At 46.4% G+C, this 16,602-nt stretch carries 15 protein-coding genes and 1 tRNA gene; 5 read left to right on the forward strand and 11 right to left on the reverse strand.

Going from position 1 to position 16,602, the window contains the following annotated elements; genetic code table 11:
• The first annotated feature begins 239 nt into the window (after positions 1-239).
• The 3 genes from AB3Y94_RS05265 to AB3Y94_RS05275 all read left to right on the forward strand — a co-directional run bounded on the left by AB3Y94_RS05265 (position 240) and on the right by AB3Y94_RS05275 (position 3,808).
• Positions 240-887: an EAL domain-containing protein gene (locus tag AB3Y94_RS05265; RefSeq protein ID WP_125692993.1), complete on the forward strand. Its 648-nt coding sequence runs from the start codon at positions 240-242 to the stop codon at positions 885-887.
• A gap of 410 nt (positions 888-1,297) precedes the next feature.
• Positions 1,298-2,407 (forward strand): GGDEF domain-containing protein, encoded by a 1,110-nt coding sequence (locus tag AB3Y94_RS05270; RefSeq protein WP_367295321.1) that lies wholly within the window; start codon positions 1,298-1,300, stop codon positions 2,405-2,407.
• Between the two features lie 159 nt (positions 2,408-2,566).
• On the forward strand, positions 2,567-3,808 hold the full coding sequence (locus AB3Y94_RS05275; RefSeq protein WP_367295322.1) for an RNA-guided endonuclease InsQ/TnpB family protein: 1,242 nt from the start codon (positions 2,567-2,569) through the stop codon (positions 3,806-3,808).
• 160 nt (positions 3,809-3,968) lie between these two features.
• Here the strand turns inward: AB3Y94_RS05275 and AB3Y94_RS05280 are convergent, their stop codons facing one another.
• The 3 genes from AB3Y94_RS05280 to AB3Y94_RS05290 form a co-directional block, all read right to left on the reverse strand.
• Positions 3,969-4,391 (reverse strand): PTS sugar transporter subunit IIA, encoded by a 423-nt coding sequence (locus AB3Y94_RS05280; RefSeq protein ID WP_367295323.1) that lies wholly within the window; start codon positions 4,389-4,391, stop codon positions 3,969-3,971.
• A 35-nt stretch (positions 4,392-4,426) separates the two neighbouring features.
• On the reverse strand, positions 4,427-5,038 hold the full coding sequence (locus AB3Y94_RS05285) for an HAD family hydrolase (RefSeq protein ID WP_367295324.1): 612 nt from the start codon (positions 5,036-5,038) through the stop codon (positions 4,427-4,429).
• Positions 5,039-5,135: 97 nt separating this feature from the next.
• Entirely contained in the window at positions 5,136-6,560 is a 1,425-nt protein-coding gene (locus AB3Y94_RS05290; RefSeq protein WP_367295325.1) for an MATE family efflux transporter, read from the reverse strand.
• A 468-nt stretch (positions 6,561-7,028) separates the two neighbouring features.
• Here AB3Y94_RS05290 and AB3Y94_RS05295 point away from each other — a divergent pair, with 468 nt between their 5' ends.
• Positions 7,029-7,967, forward strand: coding sequence for a hypothetical protein (locus tag AB3Y94_RS05295; protein WP_367295326.1), 939 nt, complete (start codon positions 7,029-7,031; stop codon positions 7,965-7,967).
• Between the two features lie 189 nt (positions 7,968-8,156).
• Here AB3Y94_RS05295 and AB3Y94_RS05300 read toward each other — a convergent pair.
• From AB3Y94_RS05300 to AB3Y94_RS05330, 7 genes are all read right to left on the reverse strand, one after another.
• Positions 8,157-8,241: transfer RNA gene (locus AB3Y94_RS05300), tRNA-Leu, on the reverse strand.
• 79 nt (positions 8,242-8,320) lie between these two features.
• Entirely contained in the window at positions 8,321-9,202 is an 882-nt protein-coding gene (thrB, locus tag AB3Y94_RS05305; protein ID WP_367295327.1) for a homoserine kinase, read from the reverse strand.
• Between the two features lie 19 nt (positions 9,203-9,221).
• Positions 9,222-9,701: a SprT family protein gene (locus AB3Y94_RS05310; protein ID WP_367295328.1), complete on the reverse strand. Its 480-nt coding sequence runs from the start codon at positions 9,699-9,701 to the stop codon at positions 9,222-9,224.
• Positions 9,694-11,886, reverse strand: coding sequence for a Tex family protein (locus tag AB3Y94_RS05315; protein ID WP_367295329.1), 2,193 nt, complete (start codon positions 11,884-11,886; stop codon positions 9,694-9,696). Before AB3Y94_RS05315 ends, AB3Y94_RS05310 begins: the two co-directional genes overlap by 8 nt.
• 151 nt (positions 11,887-12,037) lie before the next feature.
• Positions 12,038-12,472 (reverse strand): hypothetical protein, encoded by a 435-nt coding sequence (locus AB3Y94_RS05320; protein ID WP_367295330.1) that lies wholly within the window; start codon positions 12,470-12,472, stop codon positions 12,038-12,040.
• A gap of 21 nt (positions 12,473-12,493) precedes the next feature.
• Entirely contained in the window at positions 12,494-13,324 is an 831-nt protein-coding gene (nadE, locus tag AB3Y94_RS05325; RefSeq protein WP_367295331.1) for an ammonia-dependent NAD(+) synthetase, read from the reverse strand.
• A 29-nt stretch (positions 13,325-13,353) separates the two neighbouring features.
• Positions 13,354-14,820, reverse strand: a complete 1,467-nt coding sequence (locus AB3Y94_RS05330; protein ID WP_367295332.1) for a nicotinate phosphoribosyltransferase — start codon at positions 14,818-14,820, stop codon at positions 13,354-13,356.
• Between the two features lie 160 nt (positions 14,821-14,980).
• Between AB3Y94_RS05330 and AB3Y94_RS05335 the strand changes: the two genes are divergently transcribed.
• Entirely contained in the window at positions 14,981-15,715 is a 735-nt protein-coding gene (locus tag AB3Y94_RS05335; protein ID WP_367295333.1) for a WecB/TagA/CpsF family glycosyltransferase, read from the forward strand.
• Positions 15,716-15,865: 150 nt separating this feature from the next.
• Here the strand turns inward: AB3Y94_RS05335 and AB3Y94_RS05340 are convergent, their stop codons facing one another.
• Complete coding sequence (locus tag AB3Y94_RS05340) at positions 15,866-16,567, reverse strand: GntR family transcriptional regulator (RefSeq protein ID WP_125683778.1); 702 nt, start codon at positions 16,565-16,567, stop codon at positions 15,866-15,868.
• Between the last annotated feature and the right edge of the window lie 35 nt (positions 16,568-16,602).

Consider the following 16,602-nt stretch of genomic DNA (forward strand, 5'->3'; position numbering starts at 1 on the left):
GGTTCAATCACGATAGCTTATAATACCTTAACTACGGCAAGGACTGATCAGATCGGTCCTAACGCCTCACGCACAAATGGACTGCAATCCCAATAATCATTGGAGTAAGTGAGTCATACTATTCCGAAGTTACCACACTAAAAGATATATGTCGTTGTGCTTTTTGAATATTGCGTTAAAATAGATTTAAACTTATCAGAACGAACGGCCCTTTAAAGCGTCCAAAGGAGAGGATCGGCATGTATCGATTTTTCGTACAGCCTCAAATAAATCAAGATGATAACCGAGTCTTTGGTTACGAAGTTTTACTCCGCAAGCAGGAAAACGATACCTGGGTTTTGCCTAAACACTTTACGGATATTTCCGTAACCGATCAGGCGAAACTCCTAGAAGAAGCAGCAGCATCCCTACACACCGCTGTTAATAACCAAGTCTTGGCTTTTAATCTTAACAATCAACAACTACGGGATCCCCTGACTTTAGGGACAATTATTGCGCTGAAGAAGCGTATTGCCCCCGCAGCTCTCACGATTGAATTAACGGAAGCCCCCACCCTCGATGAGATGAAACTCTTCAGTATGTCCGTCCATCAGTATGGCATTGGTTTAGTATTGGATGACGTAGGTACTGGTAGTAACACCTACGAAAATATTCGTTTTCTCTTACCCTTCGTGGATGAAATCAAGTTTGCCATGCAGAATTTGCGGATGAGTGGCGAAGGTGATTTAATTCCAGCTAGCTTAGCTTTCTGGGCACAAACCGCCCGCGACTTCCGCCTCCGGCTCGTTCTGGAAGGTGTTGAGAATGAACAGGATCAGGAACTTGCCAAACAATTTGGCATAACGCTTCATCAAGGGTATCTATATGGAAAACCTAGTTTAGTTTAAAAAACTTATTTTAAGCGCAAAGAGGGTCTGAGACAAAAATCTCAGACCTTTTTTTACGCCTCAAACGTATACGGTTGAAACGTATACGGTTGAAACGTGCGACAAAAGGCAGTCCGTTCCACTTAGCCGCGATAGACAAGCAATCCAAGATCGAGAATTATTCGTCTACTAGCGTTATCGCTCATTAACTAACCTGTTTAATCTCGCCCTATTTTTAGGGACACCCTTTTAAATCCGTTACCAAATTGGGTGAGTCAGTACTGTTTTCTCTGTCCACTTTTAAAAAACTGTTTCGTTATCATGGAAAAAGCACTGGTAACACGTTAATATGTGATAATGAAATTAATTGATACTAAAACCTATTTATTCGGATTGGATGGTGACTCGCATTGACTTGGTCCCACTGGTTCGTGACACCGGCCGTCACTAGTCTCTTCTTTCTTCTGGGTGTCCTAACCCTATACTGGTTTCTCACAAACGGGATTATTCGTTTTCTTAAAAATCATGGCAAGCACCCTAACCCTGATCAGGTGCGGACTCACGTCGGAGTCATTTACATTACCCTATTGATTGTTGGTATGCAGTTAGCAGTTAACGGTACCTCTAACAGTTGGGTCTTCGCTAACTTTCAAATATTTGCAATTGTTTTCGTCAGCTACTTTTTACTGCTAGATATTCACTTTTGGCAGCTAGTCAGTGTCATTTTAATCTTCATGGCCGTCAATGGGACTATGTTCGTTGGCTTATCTTGGATTTTTGGTACCTTCTACATCGGCTTGTTCTATGCAATGAAATTAGTAAAGAAACATCGTCACCATCACTGGCTAGACTTTGTGGATTATACGATAGCCAGTCTCACATTCTCAGCGGTTCTCTGGGGGCTAATCGGCATACGCTTTGAGTTGCCCCATACAACGTTGATTTGGGAACTGATTTTCAGTTTCTTTCTGCTTACCATTATGTACATTTACTTGGGGACGTTAATTTCCAGTGCTTCAACACTAGCCCAACTGACCTACACAACTAACTTTGATGAATTGACGAAGGTCAAAAACTACTTTGCCTTCAAAAATGATTTTGAGCGTGGATTTGGTCAGAGTAAACTTGCCAATCAACCACTGACCTTGATGTTATTTGATATTGACCACTTCAAAAATGTTAATGATACGTATGGTCATCTAGCCGGTGATTATGTGCTTAATAGAACGGCTAACCTAATCACCACTCAGTTACAAACTATTGATCCAGAATTATCGCTATACCGAACCGGAGGAGAAGAATTCACGATTCTCTTCACTAATTACTCGATGCAACAAGCCCGGACCCACATTGATGCTATTGCGCAGTCCATTCGCGAAACCAAATTCGAACAGGCTGGTAATCAAATTACCGTTCGCCTTTCAGTTGGTGTGACCCAGGTCCGTCGAGCAGACGTCGAACAACTGGACGTTTATAAGCGAGCTGATCAAAACCTTTATTACTCTAAACGTCATGGCCGAGATCAAGTCACAGTTGGTTAAAAGTAGCGTTGCTTCTTTCCAAATTGGAAATAGAAGCAACGCTTTTTTTACGACTTTTTTGGTATTTCATATGAAAAAGGTTATAAGGTGAACGGGGTGAATAATCAACGTAGACATGTTATGGTAAAGCTACCAAAAATTCAGATTGGTGGTGGCTTCATGAGAGACCTTGGACAACTCTCCTATCATTTCGGCATCAAAGTAAGAATCTACCCTTCCGATCAGCAAAAACAATTAATTAAACGTAACGCTGATGCGTACCGCTTCGTTTACAATGAGCATCACGCCATTCGACAGCGCTTGGAACATCTTCATCAAATTAAACACCCACCTACCAAAGTCCACGCATTCATCCAACACCTCACCAAAAGCTTAGACTATCAGCGTATGGCCCTTAATCATCCTTTCCTAGCAGATCCTCGAATTGACGCCCACGTCCGGCTACAGGCTGTCATTGACTATCGTACCCGGCAAGCAGCTTACCTGACCGGAAGTGCTAAACGTCCCCACTTTCTACGGAAGAGTTATACATGGCGGTACCAATTAGCTTGCCAGTATCACCATCGGAGCCACGGTTCCCTCCGTAATGGATCGATTGCATTCACCGATGAACACCACGTCACGCTGCCCATCATTGGGCGGTTGCGGGTGGGTGGTTCTCAATCCCGACTACTGACTCGGGATACCCCTATTCAAATTTGCTTGGCAACTTTGACTAAAGACGCCACTAACCACTACTACCTTTCTCTGCAGCTAACTAGTCCAGTCCCCTTCGTTCACCCTTTAAGCGCCCAAACACAGCCTATAGGTATCGACCTAAATACTGCCAATTTTTTGACCACTTCAACGGGCCATACTGTGGTCAATCCCCACTTCAATCGACGACTCAGTTCTCGCTTTAGAAAAGCTATGCGCCGATTAAGTTTGCAACGACGTTTGGCCCAAAAAGAAAGGCGACCCCTAAGGACCGCCAAAAATTACCAAAAACAACGCCAATGTGTGGCAAAACTACTCATTAAGTTACACCAGCAACGGGAAAACTTTCTACAACAATTGAGTACCCAAATTTTTCGCCAACACAATCTCGTGGTTGCAGAAGAGCTTCGTGGCCAGGACACAGCCCGTAACTACGCCATGTCTTGGCGCTTTCGCGACCCCGGTTGGATCTCATTGCTAACCATGCTACGCTATAAAGCCCAGCTGTACGGGCGAACATTTATCACGGTTAATCCCGTCTCAACCACCCAAACCTGTAGCCACTGCGGTTACATCTTACACGGTCAGCAGAAACTAACTTGCCGTGAACGAACTTGGTGGTGTCCACACTGTCTAGCATTTCATCTCCGTGATCAGAACGCCGCCCAAAATATCTTAAATCGTGGACGGCTCCATCTAGCATAATAACTCCCCCGTTCGGCAACTTGCGGGTTTGGCGTGATGAACAATACTTAACCTAGGAAAATCACGCAAATTGCGGTTCCTTGGCTGCTAACCAAGGCTCGCAAGCGTCAATGACGCAGTTGACTACCAACCGTGGAACCATTGTGTCCACGTAACTAACCTAAAAATCTTCTTCGTCAACCGCCGGATCATCAGGATCTTCTACGTGACGAATTCCTGCTCTAGCTGCTGTTTCAATTCGTGGAATCACTTCCGCCAACGGTTGATTTTGACTCGACAATGCTTCAATTAACATTGGCAGGTTTAGCCCTGAAACGAGACCATATTTATCTGCATGTTGTGCAACAATTTGCTTAGCGGCATTATAGGGCGACCCACCCCACAAATCCACTAAGAACAATAACTCATCAACCGGTTGCATTGCCTGAACCGCAGCCTGATAATGATTGGCCAGGTCTTCAACGCTCTCCTTAGCGCCCAGAGTAACTGCCGTAACTTTGGGTGCTTTGCCAAAGATCATCTCGGCACTCTGTAAAATACCACGGGTAAACTCGCCGTGGCCAGTGACGATTATGGCTAACATGTTGCCATCCCTTTCCTCTTATATTTAAGGAACAATTACATCAAGTCCAACATGGCTTGCGGCGTTATAAAGCGTACGTCAGGCGTGAAATTCCGCGGCTGACGGCCGTTCCAAGCGGCAAAACCAAAGGTCACACCGGCTGCCTTGGATGCCTCTGCATCATAAGCCGTATCACCAACGTATACTGTTTCGGCGGGAGTGGCCCCCAAACGCTGCATGGCTAACAAAATACCATCGGGTTCCGGCTTACCGTGGGCAACGTCTTCCGCAACGACGGCAATACTCATCTCTGTGTCTAGGCCTTCAGCCTTCACGTCGCGCTCGTACTCAAATTGCTGTTTTGACGTCATAATTCCCAAGTGGGCGCCAGCTTCTCTTAATGCTTTCAACGCAGGTTTGACGCCTGCATACACTTTAACTGATTCACGATATTGAGCCGTTCTCGGTCCCCAGGCAGCTAGCACGCCATCAACATCGGCGATTCCTAGTCGTACTAACGCTTCACGACTGGGAATTCCAAAAGTCGTGACCAATTCTGCGTACTCACGGTCAATTCCCCTTTCGTGAAGAACGGCTTGCAAGGACTTCATGTACATCGCCTCCGTGTCTAACAACGTACCATCAATGTCAAAAATAAAATTTTTCATTTAAATAACTTCTCCTCAATCACAGGTTGGTTGACCCTCAGTGTATCAAAAAAGGATGCAGTCATACCGACTACATCCTAGTTTATCACGCTTTAGGTTAGGACTCTAATTTGGGAGATGCTGCCATCATCTTTGGGGCAGCCAAGTTTTTTTTCGTATTTTCGTTTTTCCCTTCAACCACATCAACTGAACGCTGCAAATTCCGCAATTGCTTAACTGCCCGAATCCAAGATGGAACTAAAATTGCACATGATCCCAGCCAAGCTAATGGTTCCGCAGAAACTGCACCGGCATAGCCAAAGGCCTTAACCATGAATAAGGCAGCAAACACCCGCATGGTTAATTCCCCAACACCGGCCAGAGTGGGTAAAACACGCCGCCCTAATCCCTGAAGCGTGTTCCGGATAATGAATAGCACACTCAGTAACAGGTACGTGCTACCAATAATATTGAAATACGTCTGTGACAAGTGAATGACGTTCTCGTCAGCAGTACCAATAATCAAAGTTACAATTGGCTTACCGAGGAAGATAACCAAACCACCTGCGAAAACAGCAAAGCTTCCAGACAACCACAGCGTTTTCTTGACCCCTTCTAGAATTCGACCAAACTTACCTGCACCAAAGTTTTGTGCGGCAAATGTCGCCATTGTAACACCAAATGAAGACATTGGTAACGAACAAAGTTGGTCAACTTTAGATGCTGCGGTCGAAGCAGCAACGGAATCGGTCCCTAATGAATTCAGTGCCGCCTGCATGACCATCGTCCCAATTGCAATGATTGAGAGTTGGAAACCCATTGGCATCCCAGTGGAGAAATGTTGCCATAATTCATTTAAATCAAACTTGAAGTCTTCTTTTGAAATGTGTAATAACGGAATTGACCGAACGATGTAACCAACACACAGTAGTGACGCGATTACTTGAGAAATAACGGTCGCCCAACCAGCCCCGGCAACCCCCATATGAAAGACTAAAATGAACAATAATTCCAGGATCACGTTAACCACGGTCCCAATCATCAAGAAAATCAGGGGTGTCCGCGAATCACCTAATGCTCGAATAATGTTAGACAACAGGTTAAACGCCATGGATGCAAAGATACCAGCAAAAATAATACTGATAAAAGTTCGTGCATTGTCAAAAATTGAAGCCGGTGTTTGCATCAATTTCAAAATAGGATCAACAAATGCCAGCGCTAAAACCGTTAAAACAACCGTCATCAAAATCGAAATGATAATGCTCGCAGCAAACGACCGCCGCACACCACGATAGTCACGTGCACCAAATCGTGTTGCTGTAATAATGGCCAAGCCGGCAGTTAAGCCCTGGGCAAAGCCAATAATCAGAAAGTTAATGGAACCGGTAGCTCCAACAGCGGCGAGCGCCTTGACACCAAGGGTTTGTCCCACAACAACGGTATCGGAGACGTTGTACAATTGCTGAAATAAGTTACCAATCAACAATGGAATCGTGAAAAAGAAAATAAGTTTCAGGGAATTGCCCTTGGTTAAGTCGCTCATACGCCGACCTCCTTCTAATATTTGTCTTACTAAACACACAGGAAGACTACTATAACGCGAAACACCCGGATTGTCAGTAAACTTGCTCACTTATTTTTCAATCGACTTTTTCGCTGTAATAAAGCATTCTACGCCCTTTTAAGTCGTATTTGAACCCCCATTTCTACTGAAAACGATTTCCTCTGAAAATTGTTATCTGTTTGTCATTTTTCAGTGACATCTTAGTATTATTTTCAGAAAACAGCTTCGATTATTTAATAGACTGGATGATTCATCAATGGCTCCCCTACTTCCCATTCATTAATGAGCTGATTTTCATGCGTGACAAAAAGCGTTACACTAATTATTGAAGTAGGACATTCATTCTAGGGGGTAATTAAATTGTTAAAGTTTAGAAAAACGAATGCTATACTGCTCATGCTGCTAGGCGCCACGGTTGGCAGCTTGGTTGTCACAAATGCATCTGCCATGAGTAAAAGCAAATTAGCTCAGTTGAACAACTACGCCAGGCTTGATAAAAAGGTCACGAAGACCACCAAGAAGGTCGACAATGAATTCGATAAGGTTGGTATGCGAAATCTAACCCGGCTGACTCGAATTAATATGAGTAGTTCCGTCGTTAAAGATTTTCAACCGGACGTCTTCACGATTGGTCAACCACTCGTAATTGGCAATGAAAATCGAACTCACGGGGTCACTCTAGGGAAACACTCTGTCGTCGTTGGTAACGTTAGCACCTGGGGAATAGCCAACGTTGACACGACTGTTCTTTCCAAAAAGAACCAAAAGAAGGTTTTCAAAGTCATTGGGAAGAAATGGCCATATGCTGTATCCATGAAAAAGTTAAGTAAATCTGCACAAACAGCATTTCTAACGGAACACAAAGCAAAGACGGCTTTTGCTTACGGTGCCTACTCTAATCTCCCCAGACTCTATCAGAAAAACTTGCAATCCTATTTTGACAATGACAAAGCCAATAATGGATTCGTGACGGTCACTGCTGATAATTACTTGAATTACTATAATAATTACACCCCCAAATCAGGGAATGCCAATTACACCAAAATTGCGCAATCCATTAAGATAAAAAAGTTCATCCGTGGTAAATCTACGTACACCTACTACCTAGCTAAACCAATGACTGGCTTTGGGACCAAGAAGGTAAAAGTCGCTGGTAAAACACTCTACAAGTTAAAAATGTCACTCGGTCACGTCTTCCAAGCTTATGATAGTTACAATGGTGACGCCGGAACCTTCCGAATTACGGTCAATGTTGGTAGTCAAAAATTCTATGCCAACCTGCAAAATATTGCTGAGTCGTACGCTTACTACTTACAAGGTAGCCCTAACGGTGAATCATCCTTTAGTGAACAAAAAGCGAAAGCCTACATTCAAAGTTTACAGTAAACCGGTAGCGACATCCGGATCTAAAAAGCAGACAGGGAATTCTCTTTTTTGAGAATATCCTGTCTATTTTTTAATCTCCGTTAACGCACCGGTAGCTTCCCCACTTACTAACCGCTAGAAAACGGTCGATTGTCGCTAAATAAAAAAACAGCAATCAGAAATCTGATTGCTGCCTCCGTAATTATGCTATGCGGCCAAGAAGATTCGAACTTCCACCCGGATTACCCGGACAAGATCCTTAATCTTGCGCGTCTGCCAATTCCGCCATGGCCGCATTAACTCACAAGAAATAGTATAACAAATGATTTCGCACCTGACAATATTTTTTGCAAGTTAATTCAAAAAAATTTTATTTATGCATCGGTTAAGACCGTTGCGCCATCCTGATCCAGCTCGATAATTCGCAGACTACCGGGTAAATCTTGATCCGCTAATTTCCCCCGTAACAGGGTCAATTGTGCAGATGTTCCAAACGTGACGACCGTAGGCCCAGCCCCACTTAAGTACGTTCCCATGATATCCAAGTCATGGGCGGCATTCCGAATCGTATTTAGTTCGGGTACGAGTTGTGACCGCGCTTGTTCGTGAAATTCATCGCGTTCAATCATCTTCGCTGCAAGTTCCCAATCTTTTTTCAATAATGCAGCGACCAAGACGTTAGCCGCACTGCTGGCATGCACTGCCTTGTTCAAAGGCAACGTCTTAGGCAATGCCTCACGACTCTTTTCCGCCATCAACTTCTGACCGGGAATAAAGACCAGCACCTGCAAGTCTGGTAACGGCAACTTAATTGCATCGGCGTGAACGCCTTCCACGGTGGCAACAGCGGCTTGGCCCATCAGTGCTGGGGCAACGTTATCCAATGCTCCGCCCAACTTGATGGCCCAGTCTAACTGTTCCGGAATCGTCAAATCCAAATCACCAAGCTCATTAGCAATCTTAATTCCCGCAATGATGGCACTCGTCGAACTCCCTAATCCCCGTGACACTGGAATATCAGACATTACGGTTAACTGATGAGGCGCCAAATCTGGCTTAATTTTCAAAGCCGTTTGCACCATCAAATTATTTTCGTCCCGTGGAATATCGGTTCCCAATGCGTGGTTGACCCGCCATTTCTCAGTCTTTTCTTCAATAATCACCGTTAAGTACAGATGTAATGCTGCCCCAATCGAATCGATTCCGGGGCCCAGGTTCGCCGACGTTGCGGGAACCCGAATAATCGTTTTTCCCATAAGTTCTTGCCTCCTAAGCCTAATGCGGACGGGTGGGTGCTAAAACAATTTTTTGCCAGGCCAAGCGACCATGACACCGACCACACACCATCTTTTTAACATCAATCTTTCTTGCCCGGTAATACTTCTGCTGGCAATTTGTACAGATGTATAGATACCAGCGTCTAGTCCGGGGCTTTGGATTTACGGGTGCTGGGGCATATCGCAAGCCCCCCACCTGTTTCAATAAATTCTTAAATGCAACCGTCCGGTGTTGACCGGATTGACCACCCAAATGTAAATGGTAATGGCACAACTCATGCTTGATCACCCCAACTAGGGTATCCTCGTCGTGCTCAGTTAACATCCGCGGATTAATTTCAATATTGTGGTCCTGTAACCGGTAGCGTCCCCCTGTCGTCCTTAACCGCGGATTGAACATCGCCCGGTGACGAAACTCTTTGCCAAAGTACTCACGGGAGATTCGCTTCACCAGCCGCTGTAGCTCTTCATCAGTCATGATGATCAGCTCGCATCGTCAACTGAATGCGCTGCCGGTTTTCATCAACTGTGAGCACCCAAACGGTCACCACATCACCAATTGTTACCACGGTACTGGGATCTCCAACGTAATGGTCCGCCAACTGGGAAATGTGAACCAGTCCATCCTGCTTCACACCAATATCCACAAAGGCTCCAAAATCAACAACGTTGCGGACAGTCCCCTGGAGCTCCATCCCTGGCTTCAAATCAGCCATGGTCAGCACATCCTGGCGCAATAACGGTGCAGGCATCGTATCCCGCAGGTCTCGGCCTGGCTTACTCAACCCGTCAATAATATCTGTCAAAGTTGCCGTTCCAACATCCAACTGGGTTGACCACTGTTGCCGATTTAATTGCGCCAACTTCTGTTGCAACTTAGCCGTTCCCACATCGCTCAGTGTCGCCGTCACACCGTTCAATAATTTTCTAGCCACCGTGTAACTTTCGGGATGAATATCCGTGTTGTCCAATGGATCAGTTCCATCAATAATACGGAGGAACCCCACCGCCTGCTGATAAGCCTTGGGCCCCAACCGTGGGACCTTTTTCAAAGCTTGCCGTGATGTGAAAGCACCATTCTCATTGCGGTAAGCCACCACATTTTTCGCCGTGGTAGCCGTCAGTCCAGAAATATGGGTCAATAGCTCCGGACTAGCCGTGTTCACGTTGACACCAACTTGATTCACAGCCGTTTCCACAACGCGGTCTAACTGTTCATCCAACGCCTTTTCTGGCACATCGTGTTGGTACTGACCAACCCCCACAGCTTTGGGATCAATTTTGATTAGTTCAGCTAAGGGATCCTGCAATCGCCGGCCAATGCTGACGGCTGACCGTTCTTCTACGTGGAAATCCGCAAACTCAGCTCGAGCATTTGCACTAGCTGAGTAGACAGACGCCCCCGCTTCGTTGACTAATACATAATACACGGGATGGTCTAGCGTTTTGAGAATTTCACTAACAAATTCCTCAGATTCTCGACTCGCCGTTCCGTTACCAATGGCAATCATTTCTACATGGTAGGTCTCCAATAACCGTTTGAACTCTGGACCTGCTGCCGTCCGCTGCTTACCACTTGCCGGCTTATGTGGGTAAATGACCTGCTTAGCCAAGAAGCGGCCGTTAGCGTCCATTATGGCCAGTTTGCAGCCGGTCCGGTACGCAGGATCAAACCCCATCACTACTTTGCCCTTCAACGGGGCCTGCATTAACAGGTGGTAAAGGTTATTGCCAAATACCTGAATTGCGTGGTCATCGGCCTTCTCGGTCAATTGCCGCCGGAGTTCCCGCTCGATGGCGGGCCCCAGGAACCGCTTGTAGGCATCCGCAAAAGCAGCTGCCACTTTCGCCACAGCTGGGCCCTGATGTTGTCCAATCAACCGAAAGTGACCGTACTGCAGAATTGAGGCCGAATCCACGTTAACACTCACTGAAAGGACCTTTTCCCGTTCAGCCCGGTTAATAGCCAGCACCCGATAAGGCGGCAGTTGCTTCAGTGGTTGGCTAAAATCGTAATACGTAGCATACACCTGTTGTTCATCGGTTGCGCCCCGTTTTAGCTTGCTGGTCAGCTCGCCGTGTTGCCAAGTATAACGTCGAATCCACTCTCGAAAGGCAGCTTGTTCACTGAACGTTTCCGCCAAAATCTCATGAACGCCGGCCCACACCGACGCCACATCGGGCAATTCCTTCCGTGGATCAACGTAGCCTTGAGCTTTGGCAGCTAGTCCGCTGGCGGGAAAGTGCAGTAACCACTCCGCCAGTGGGGCTAGCCCATTCTCCCGCGCAATCGTTCCCTTGGTCCGCCGCTTTTGTTTATACGGCAAGTAAAGGTCTTCCACCTGCTGAAGAACAGTGGCATGTACCAATGACTGTCGCAGCTGTGGGGTCAATTTTCCCTGTTCAGCAATTAATTTTAAAACATCCTGCCGACGCTGATTTAACTTCATCAATCGGTGGGCTTCGTCTTCAATGTCACGAATAGCGACTTCATCTAACGAACCCGTGCGTTCTTTCCGGTACCGTGCAATAAATGGGACCGTATTACCTTCATCCAGAAGGGTCAGCACGGCCTGTATTTGGGTCACTTTATACTGACTGAGCTGGGCATGAACCGGTTGCGCCAATTCACGTAAAACATTCTCATTCTTCTGTGTTGCCATGCAACCCCTCCGTTATGTTTCGTCATACTTGCATTATACCATGAGACGACCGCACACCGTCCATAACTCGACTAACCTGAATGACCAAAAAAATACGCAAGAGTTTCCGCCAATACCGGAATCCTTGCGTATTTTTACGGGCATCCGCACCCTACATTGGACTACTCATAATCCGTTGAATTGCAGCGGTCACTTTACCCATGGCATTCTCTTGCGTCTTTTCAGCTTCATCAAATGCCGCCTGATCGACTGTTTGGTGTTCCACGTCTAAACTATCAGTCATTGACTGGCAAGCATCGGTGTAGACTCGGTAAGCCGCCACCAGAGACTTGTGCTTGCCCAATACTCGGACTGGAGCACTAGCCTGTTCTAACTGATTCAGCTTGTCTTCATAACCATCGGTACCGCGTTGAAAATTATCTGCAATTTTTTGCAAGTCAACTTGGGATAAGTCCCCAACGGCCCCGTTGTCGATAGCCTGACGCATCGTTTCAAAGTCCGCATTCATTTCACCAGCGGCATCTTCCGTTCCTTGCAGAACTTTCGATAAGACGTTGATGTACCCGTTCATATTATTTTTTCGCATTCCGTTAGCCTCCGTCTTGGTTTATTTCTGCCAGAACGTATCATAAACGTTGACTGGCAAATGCCGCTTGTGCGCGGTCTTTTGATACCAATTCTCGATTTTTTCTGCCGCTTGTTCATCAACGTCGTGCCCTTCCAGGTAGGCATCGATATCAGCGTAGTGGACACCTAAGGCCACCTCATCGGGAAGCGCTGGCCGGTCTTCTTCCAAATCAGCCGTTGGGACCTTCTTATAGAGATGCTCTGGGGCACCCAAGTAGTCCAGCATAGCTGCACCCTGGCGCTTATCCAACCGCCAAATTGGACAGATGTCTGACGCACCATCACCAAATTTCGTGTAGAACCCGGTAATAGCCTCCGCGGCGTGGTCCGTTCCCACAACGGCCCCAGAGCGCGCACCAGCAATGGCATATTGAGCAATCATCCGCTGCCGGGCTTTGATATTGCCCTTGTTGAAGTCACTCACCGTTTCCTTATTAGCCGTTACAGCGGTCACCATGGCATCCGTGGCCGGTTGAATATTGACGCGTTCAACCTCGTCAGCTCCCATGAAGTCGATGGCCATCATGGCATCGTCCTCGTCCGCCTGTTCACCGTAGGGTAAGCGAACCGCAATAAATCGATAGTCACTATCGTTCGTTTCTTGACGCAACTCCGTCACAGCCCGTTCACACAGAATTCCAGTCAATGTAGAATCCTGCCCACCAGAGATTCCTAAGACTAAGGTCTTCATGAAATCGTAACGCTTTAAATAATCCTTCAAAAAGTCCACACTCCGGCGAACCTCCGTAGCAGGATCAATGGTCGGTTGTACCTTTAAAGCTTCAATGATCGTCTTTTGCATAGCACGCATGCTACTTGCCCCCTAGTTTTTGCTCGATTCTATTCGGGCATCTCTTGAACGTAATTATGAATTCCTTTGATAATTTCCATTTTCTGATTGTAGCAATCCTCGGACAAATCAACCGGGTACTTCTGAGGATTCAGATCCCGCTTGTATTCTGGCCACAGGTTTGCTAAAGCACCACGACAACGGTCCCGCGCCGCTTCCAAAGTTGGCAGTTCGTAGACCAATTGACCGCTTTCAAAAATCGGCTGTAAAATTGGCCGAGCGTTGAAGTCATTGATGGTTTTATTGATATAAGTGTAATTGGGATTAAACATGAAAATAGACTCTTCACGCCGAGGGTCCTCATCAATCAGGGTAATGTAGTCCCCTTCCGTCTTACCATCAGCTTTCTTGGTGATCCGCCAAACCTGCTTCTTACCAGGCGTCGTCACCTTTTCAGCGTTATTGGACAGCTTGATTGTCCCATGCATGTTCCCTTCTTCATCGGCAATGGACACCATTTTGTAAACGGCTCCCAAAGCAGGTTGGTCGAACGCCGTAATCAGCTTCGTGCCAATGCCCCAGACATCAATTTTAGCCCCTTGCATCTTCAAACTTTGAATCGTCTTTTCATCCAAATCATTAGACGCATAAATTTTAGCATTCGGATAACCAGCTTCATCCAGCTCCTGCCGCACGCGTTTGGAAATGTAGGCCATGTCCCCAGAATCAATCCGCACGCCTTGGAAGTTAATCTTATCGCCCATTTCCTTGGCCACACGAATGGCGTTAGGTAAACCACTCCGCAACGTGTCATACGTATCGATCAGAAAAACGCAATCATGGTGGGTCTTAGCGTAAGCCATGAACCCGTCGTAGTCGTTCCCATAAGTCTGAATCAAAGCGTGAGCGTGCGTTCCACTAATGGGGATCCCAAAAATTTTGCCAGCACGCACGTTAGAAGTCGCATCGAATCCACCAATGTAAGCGGCTCGGGTCCCCCAGATAGCAGCGTCAAACTCTTGTGCCCGGCGCGTTCCAAATTCCATCAGAGCGTCATCCCCGGCCACGGAACGAATCCGAGCGGCCTTCGTGGCAATCAACGTTTGATAGTTCACGATGTTTAAAATAGCTGTTTCCACCAATTGACAATCTGCCAAGGGACCCTCAACTTGAAGTAAGGGTTCGTGAGCGTAGACTAATTCACCTTCAACTGCTGAACGAATTGATCCTCTGAATTTAAAATTGGCTAAGTAATTTAAAAAGTCTTCTGAATAATCTTCAGCTTCTCGTAAGTAATCAATATCTGTTTGGGAAAAATGAAGATTTTCGATATAATGAACAATGTGTTCCAAACCGGCAAAGACGCCATATCCGTTTCTAAACGGCATCTTACGGAAGAAAACTTCAAAGACGGCGTGCTTATCTGCAATGCCTTCTTCGTAATACGTCTGAATCATGTTGATTTGATACGCATCCGTGTGCAGGGTCTGACTGTCGTCAGGATACAAATTCGTCATAATGAGCTACTCCCTTGGCTATCTTTCAAGCCAGACTATTTGTGTTTGTTTTTAAATCCAATAGGTACATTTTAGCATGAATCAAATTAAGCGTCATACAATTTAGTATGGCCACAGAAGCTTTATTCATTTCCATGACAATCTCGAAAGGAGCACCGCCATGCAAGCTACATTTCCGACCGTCACGGTCCTTGATATTCCGTTCGTTAAGACGACCGCAGACGAGTTGCTCAAAGTTCTTAAACAACGCATCACTGAACAACAAAACACCTTTGTGGTGACAGCTAATCCAGAAATCGTGATGTACGCCCACAACCATCCAGAATATCGTGATCTAATACATACCGCCGACTTCGTCACACCAGATGGCGTCGGTATTCTAGACGGAGCTAAAATTCTGAAACAGCCCTTGCCAGAACGCATTACCGGCTTTGACACGCTGGAGGCATTACTGAACTGGGCCAGTGATAACCACCGTTCCGCCTATTTCGTGGGCGCTAAGCCAATCGTCATTGCCCAGTTAAAGCGGGTGTTAAACGTCCAATTCCCCGGCCTCATTATCGCGGGTATGCACGACGGCTATTTTGAAGACGACAGCGAAATCGTCGCTGATATTGCTGACAAACAGCCTGACATGGTTTTCGCTGCGCTAGGCTTTCCAAAACAGGAACGGTTCATTAACGCCCACCGGCACACCACTAAGGGCCTATGGATGGGGGTTGGTGGCAGTTTCGACGTACTAGCTGGCGTCGTAGTCCGTGCACCAGAATTCTGGCAAAAGCACCACCTAGAATGGCTGTACCGCACGGTCAAGGAACCTAAGCGGCTCAAGCGGATTGCGGTCATCCCCCACTACTTGCACCTAGTTCGGCGTCAAGCTAAACAATTGAGATAGTTAGCAGATATCCGCCTCCGGCTGTCAGGGCTGGTCCCCACCCACAGTCGCCCCTAACGACTGGAGGTGGCAGTTCACCACCATTTAGTTACAGCAAATGCCTCACAATCTCGTTAGCTAGACTAACCCTTTGTGAGGCATTTTTGCTGACTATTTTTCCAAGTAGAACTCGAAGCGTTCACCCACGTACTGCGTGCGAACGTATTCGAACGGTGTTCCATCTTGTAAGTAGGTTACTTGCCGCAACCGTAAGATAGCATCCCCACGTTTAATCTTGAGGTATTCCGCAATCCGTTCGGAAGCAGACATAGCGGAAACTGTCTGTTGCGCCTTGCCTGGATTCAAACTCTTCTTGTCTTCCAGTGCCCGGTACAGTGAGCTCGTAACTTCCTTTTTATTTAAGCCATCGACTAATTTTTCCGGAACGGTGGCTACTTCAAAACAGATGGGAACATCATCGCCGTAACGAATCCGCTCCATCCGTAAGACTTGATCATCTTCCTTAAGCTTCAGTTTTTCAGCCTCACTCAGGGAAGGGTTCATGACGTGGTAAGAAATGGTCTTACTCGTTGGTTGTTTACCTTGTGTCAGCATGAGGTCCGTAAAACTCGTGACCCCAGACATCTTTTCTTGCACTTTTTGATTGGCCACATAGGTTCCTGAACCTACTTGGCGCTCTAAAATCCCTTCATCGACCAGAGTTTGAATCGCTTGGCGCAGAGTCATCCGACTCACATCAAAATCTCGAGACAACTCTCGTTCCGATGGAATCCGGTCGCCAACCGCCCACTTTCCCGCTTCGATTGCTCGTTTGATATCATTATGAATTTGAATATAAATCGGTGAACTCACAGCACCCAACGTCCCTTCTCGAATCACTACAAATT

Origin of the sequence: Levilactobacillus yonginensis (genome assembly GCF_964065165.1) — a bacterium.
GTDB lineage: Bacteria > Bacillota > Bacilli > Lactobacillales > Lactobacillaceae > Levilactobacillus > Levilactobacillus yonginensis_A.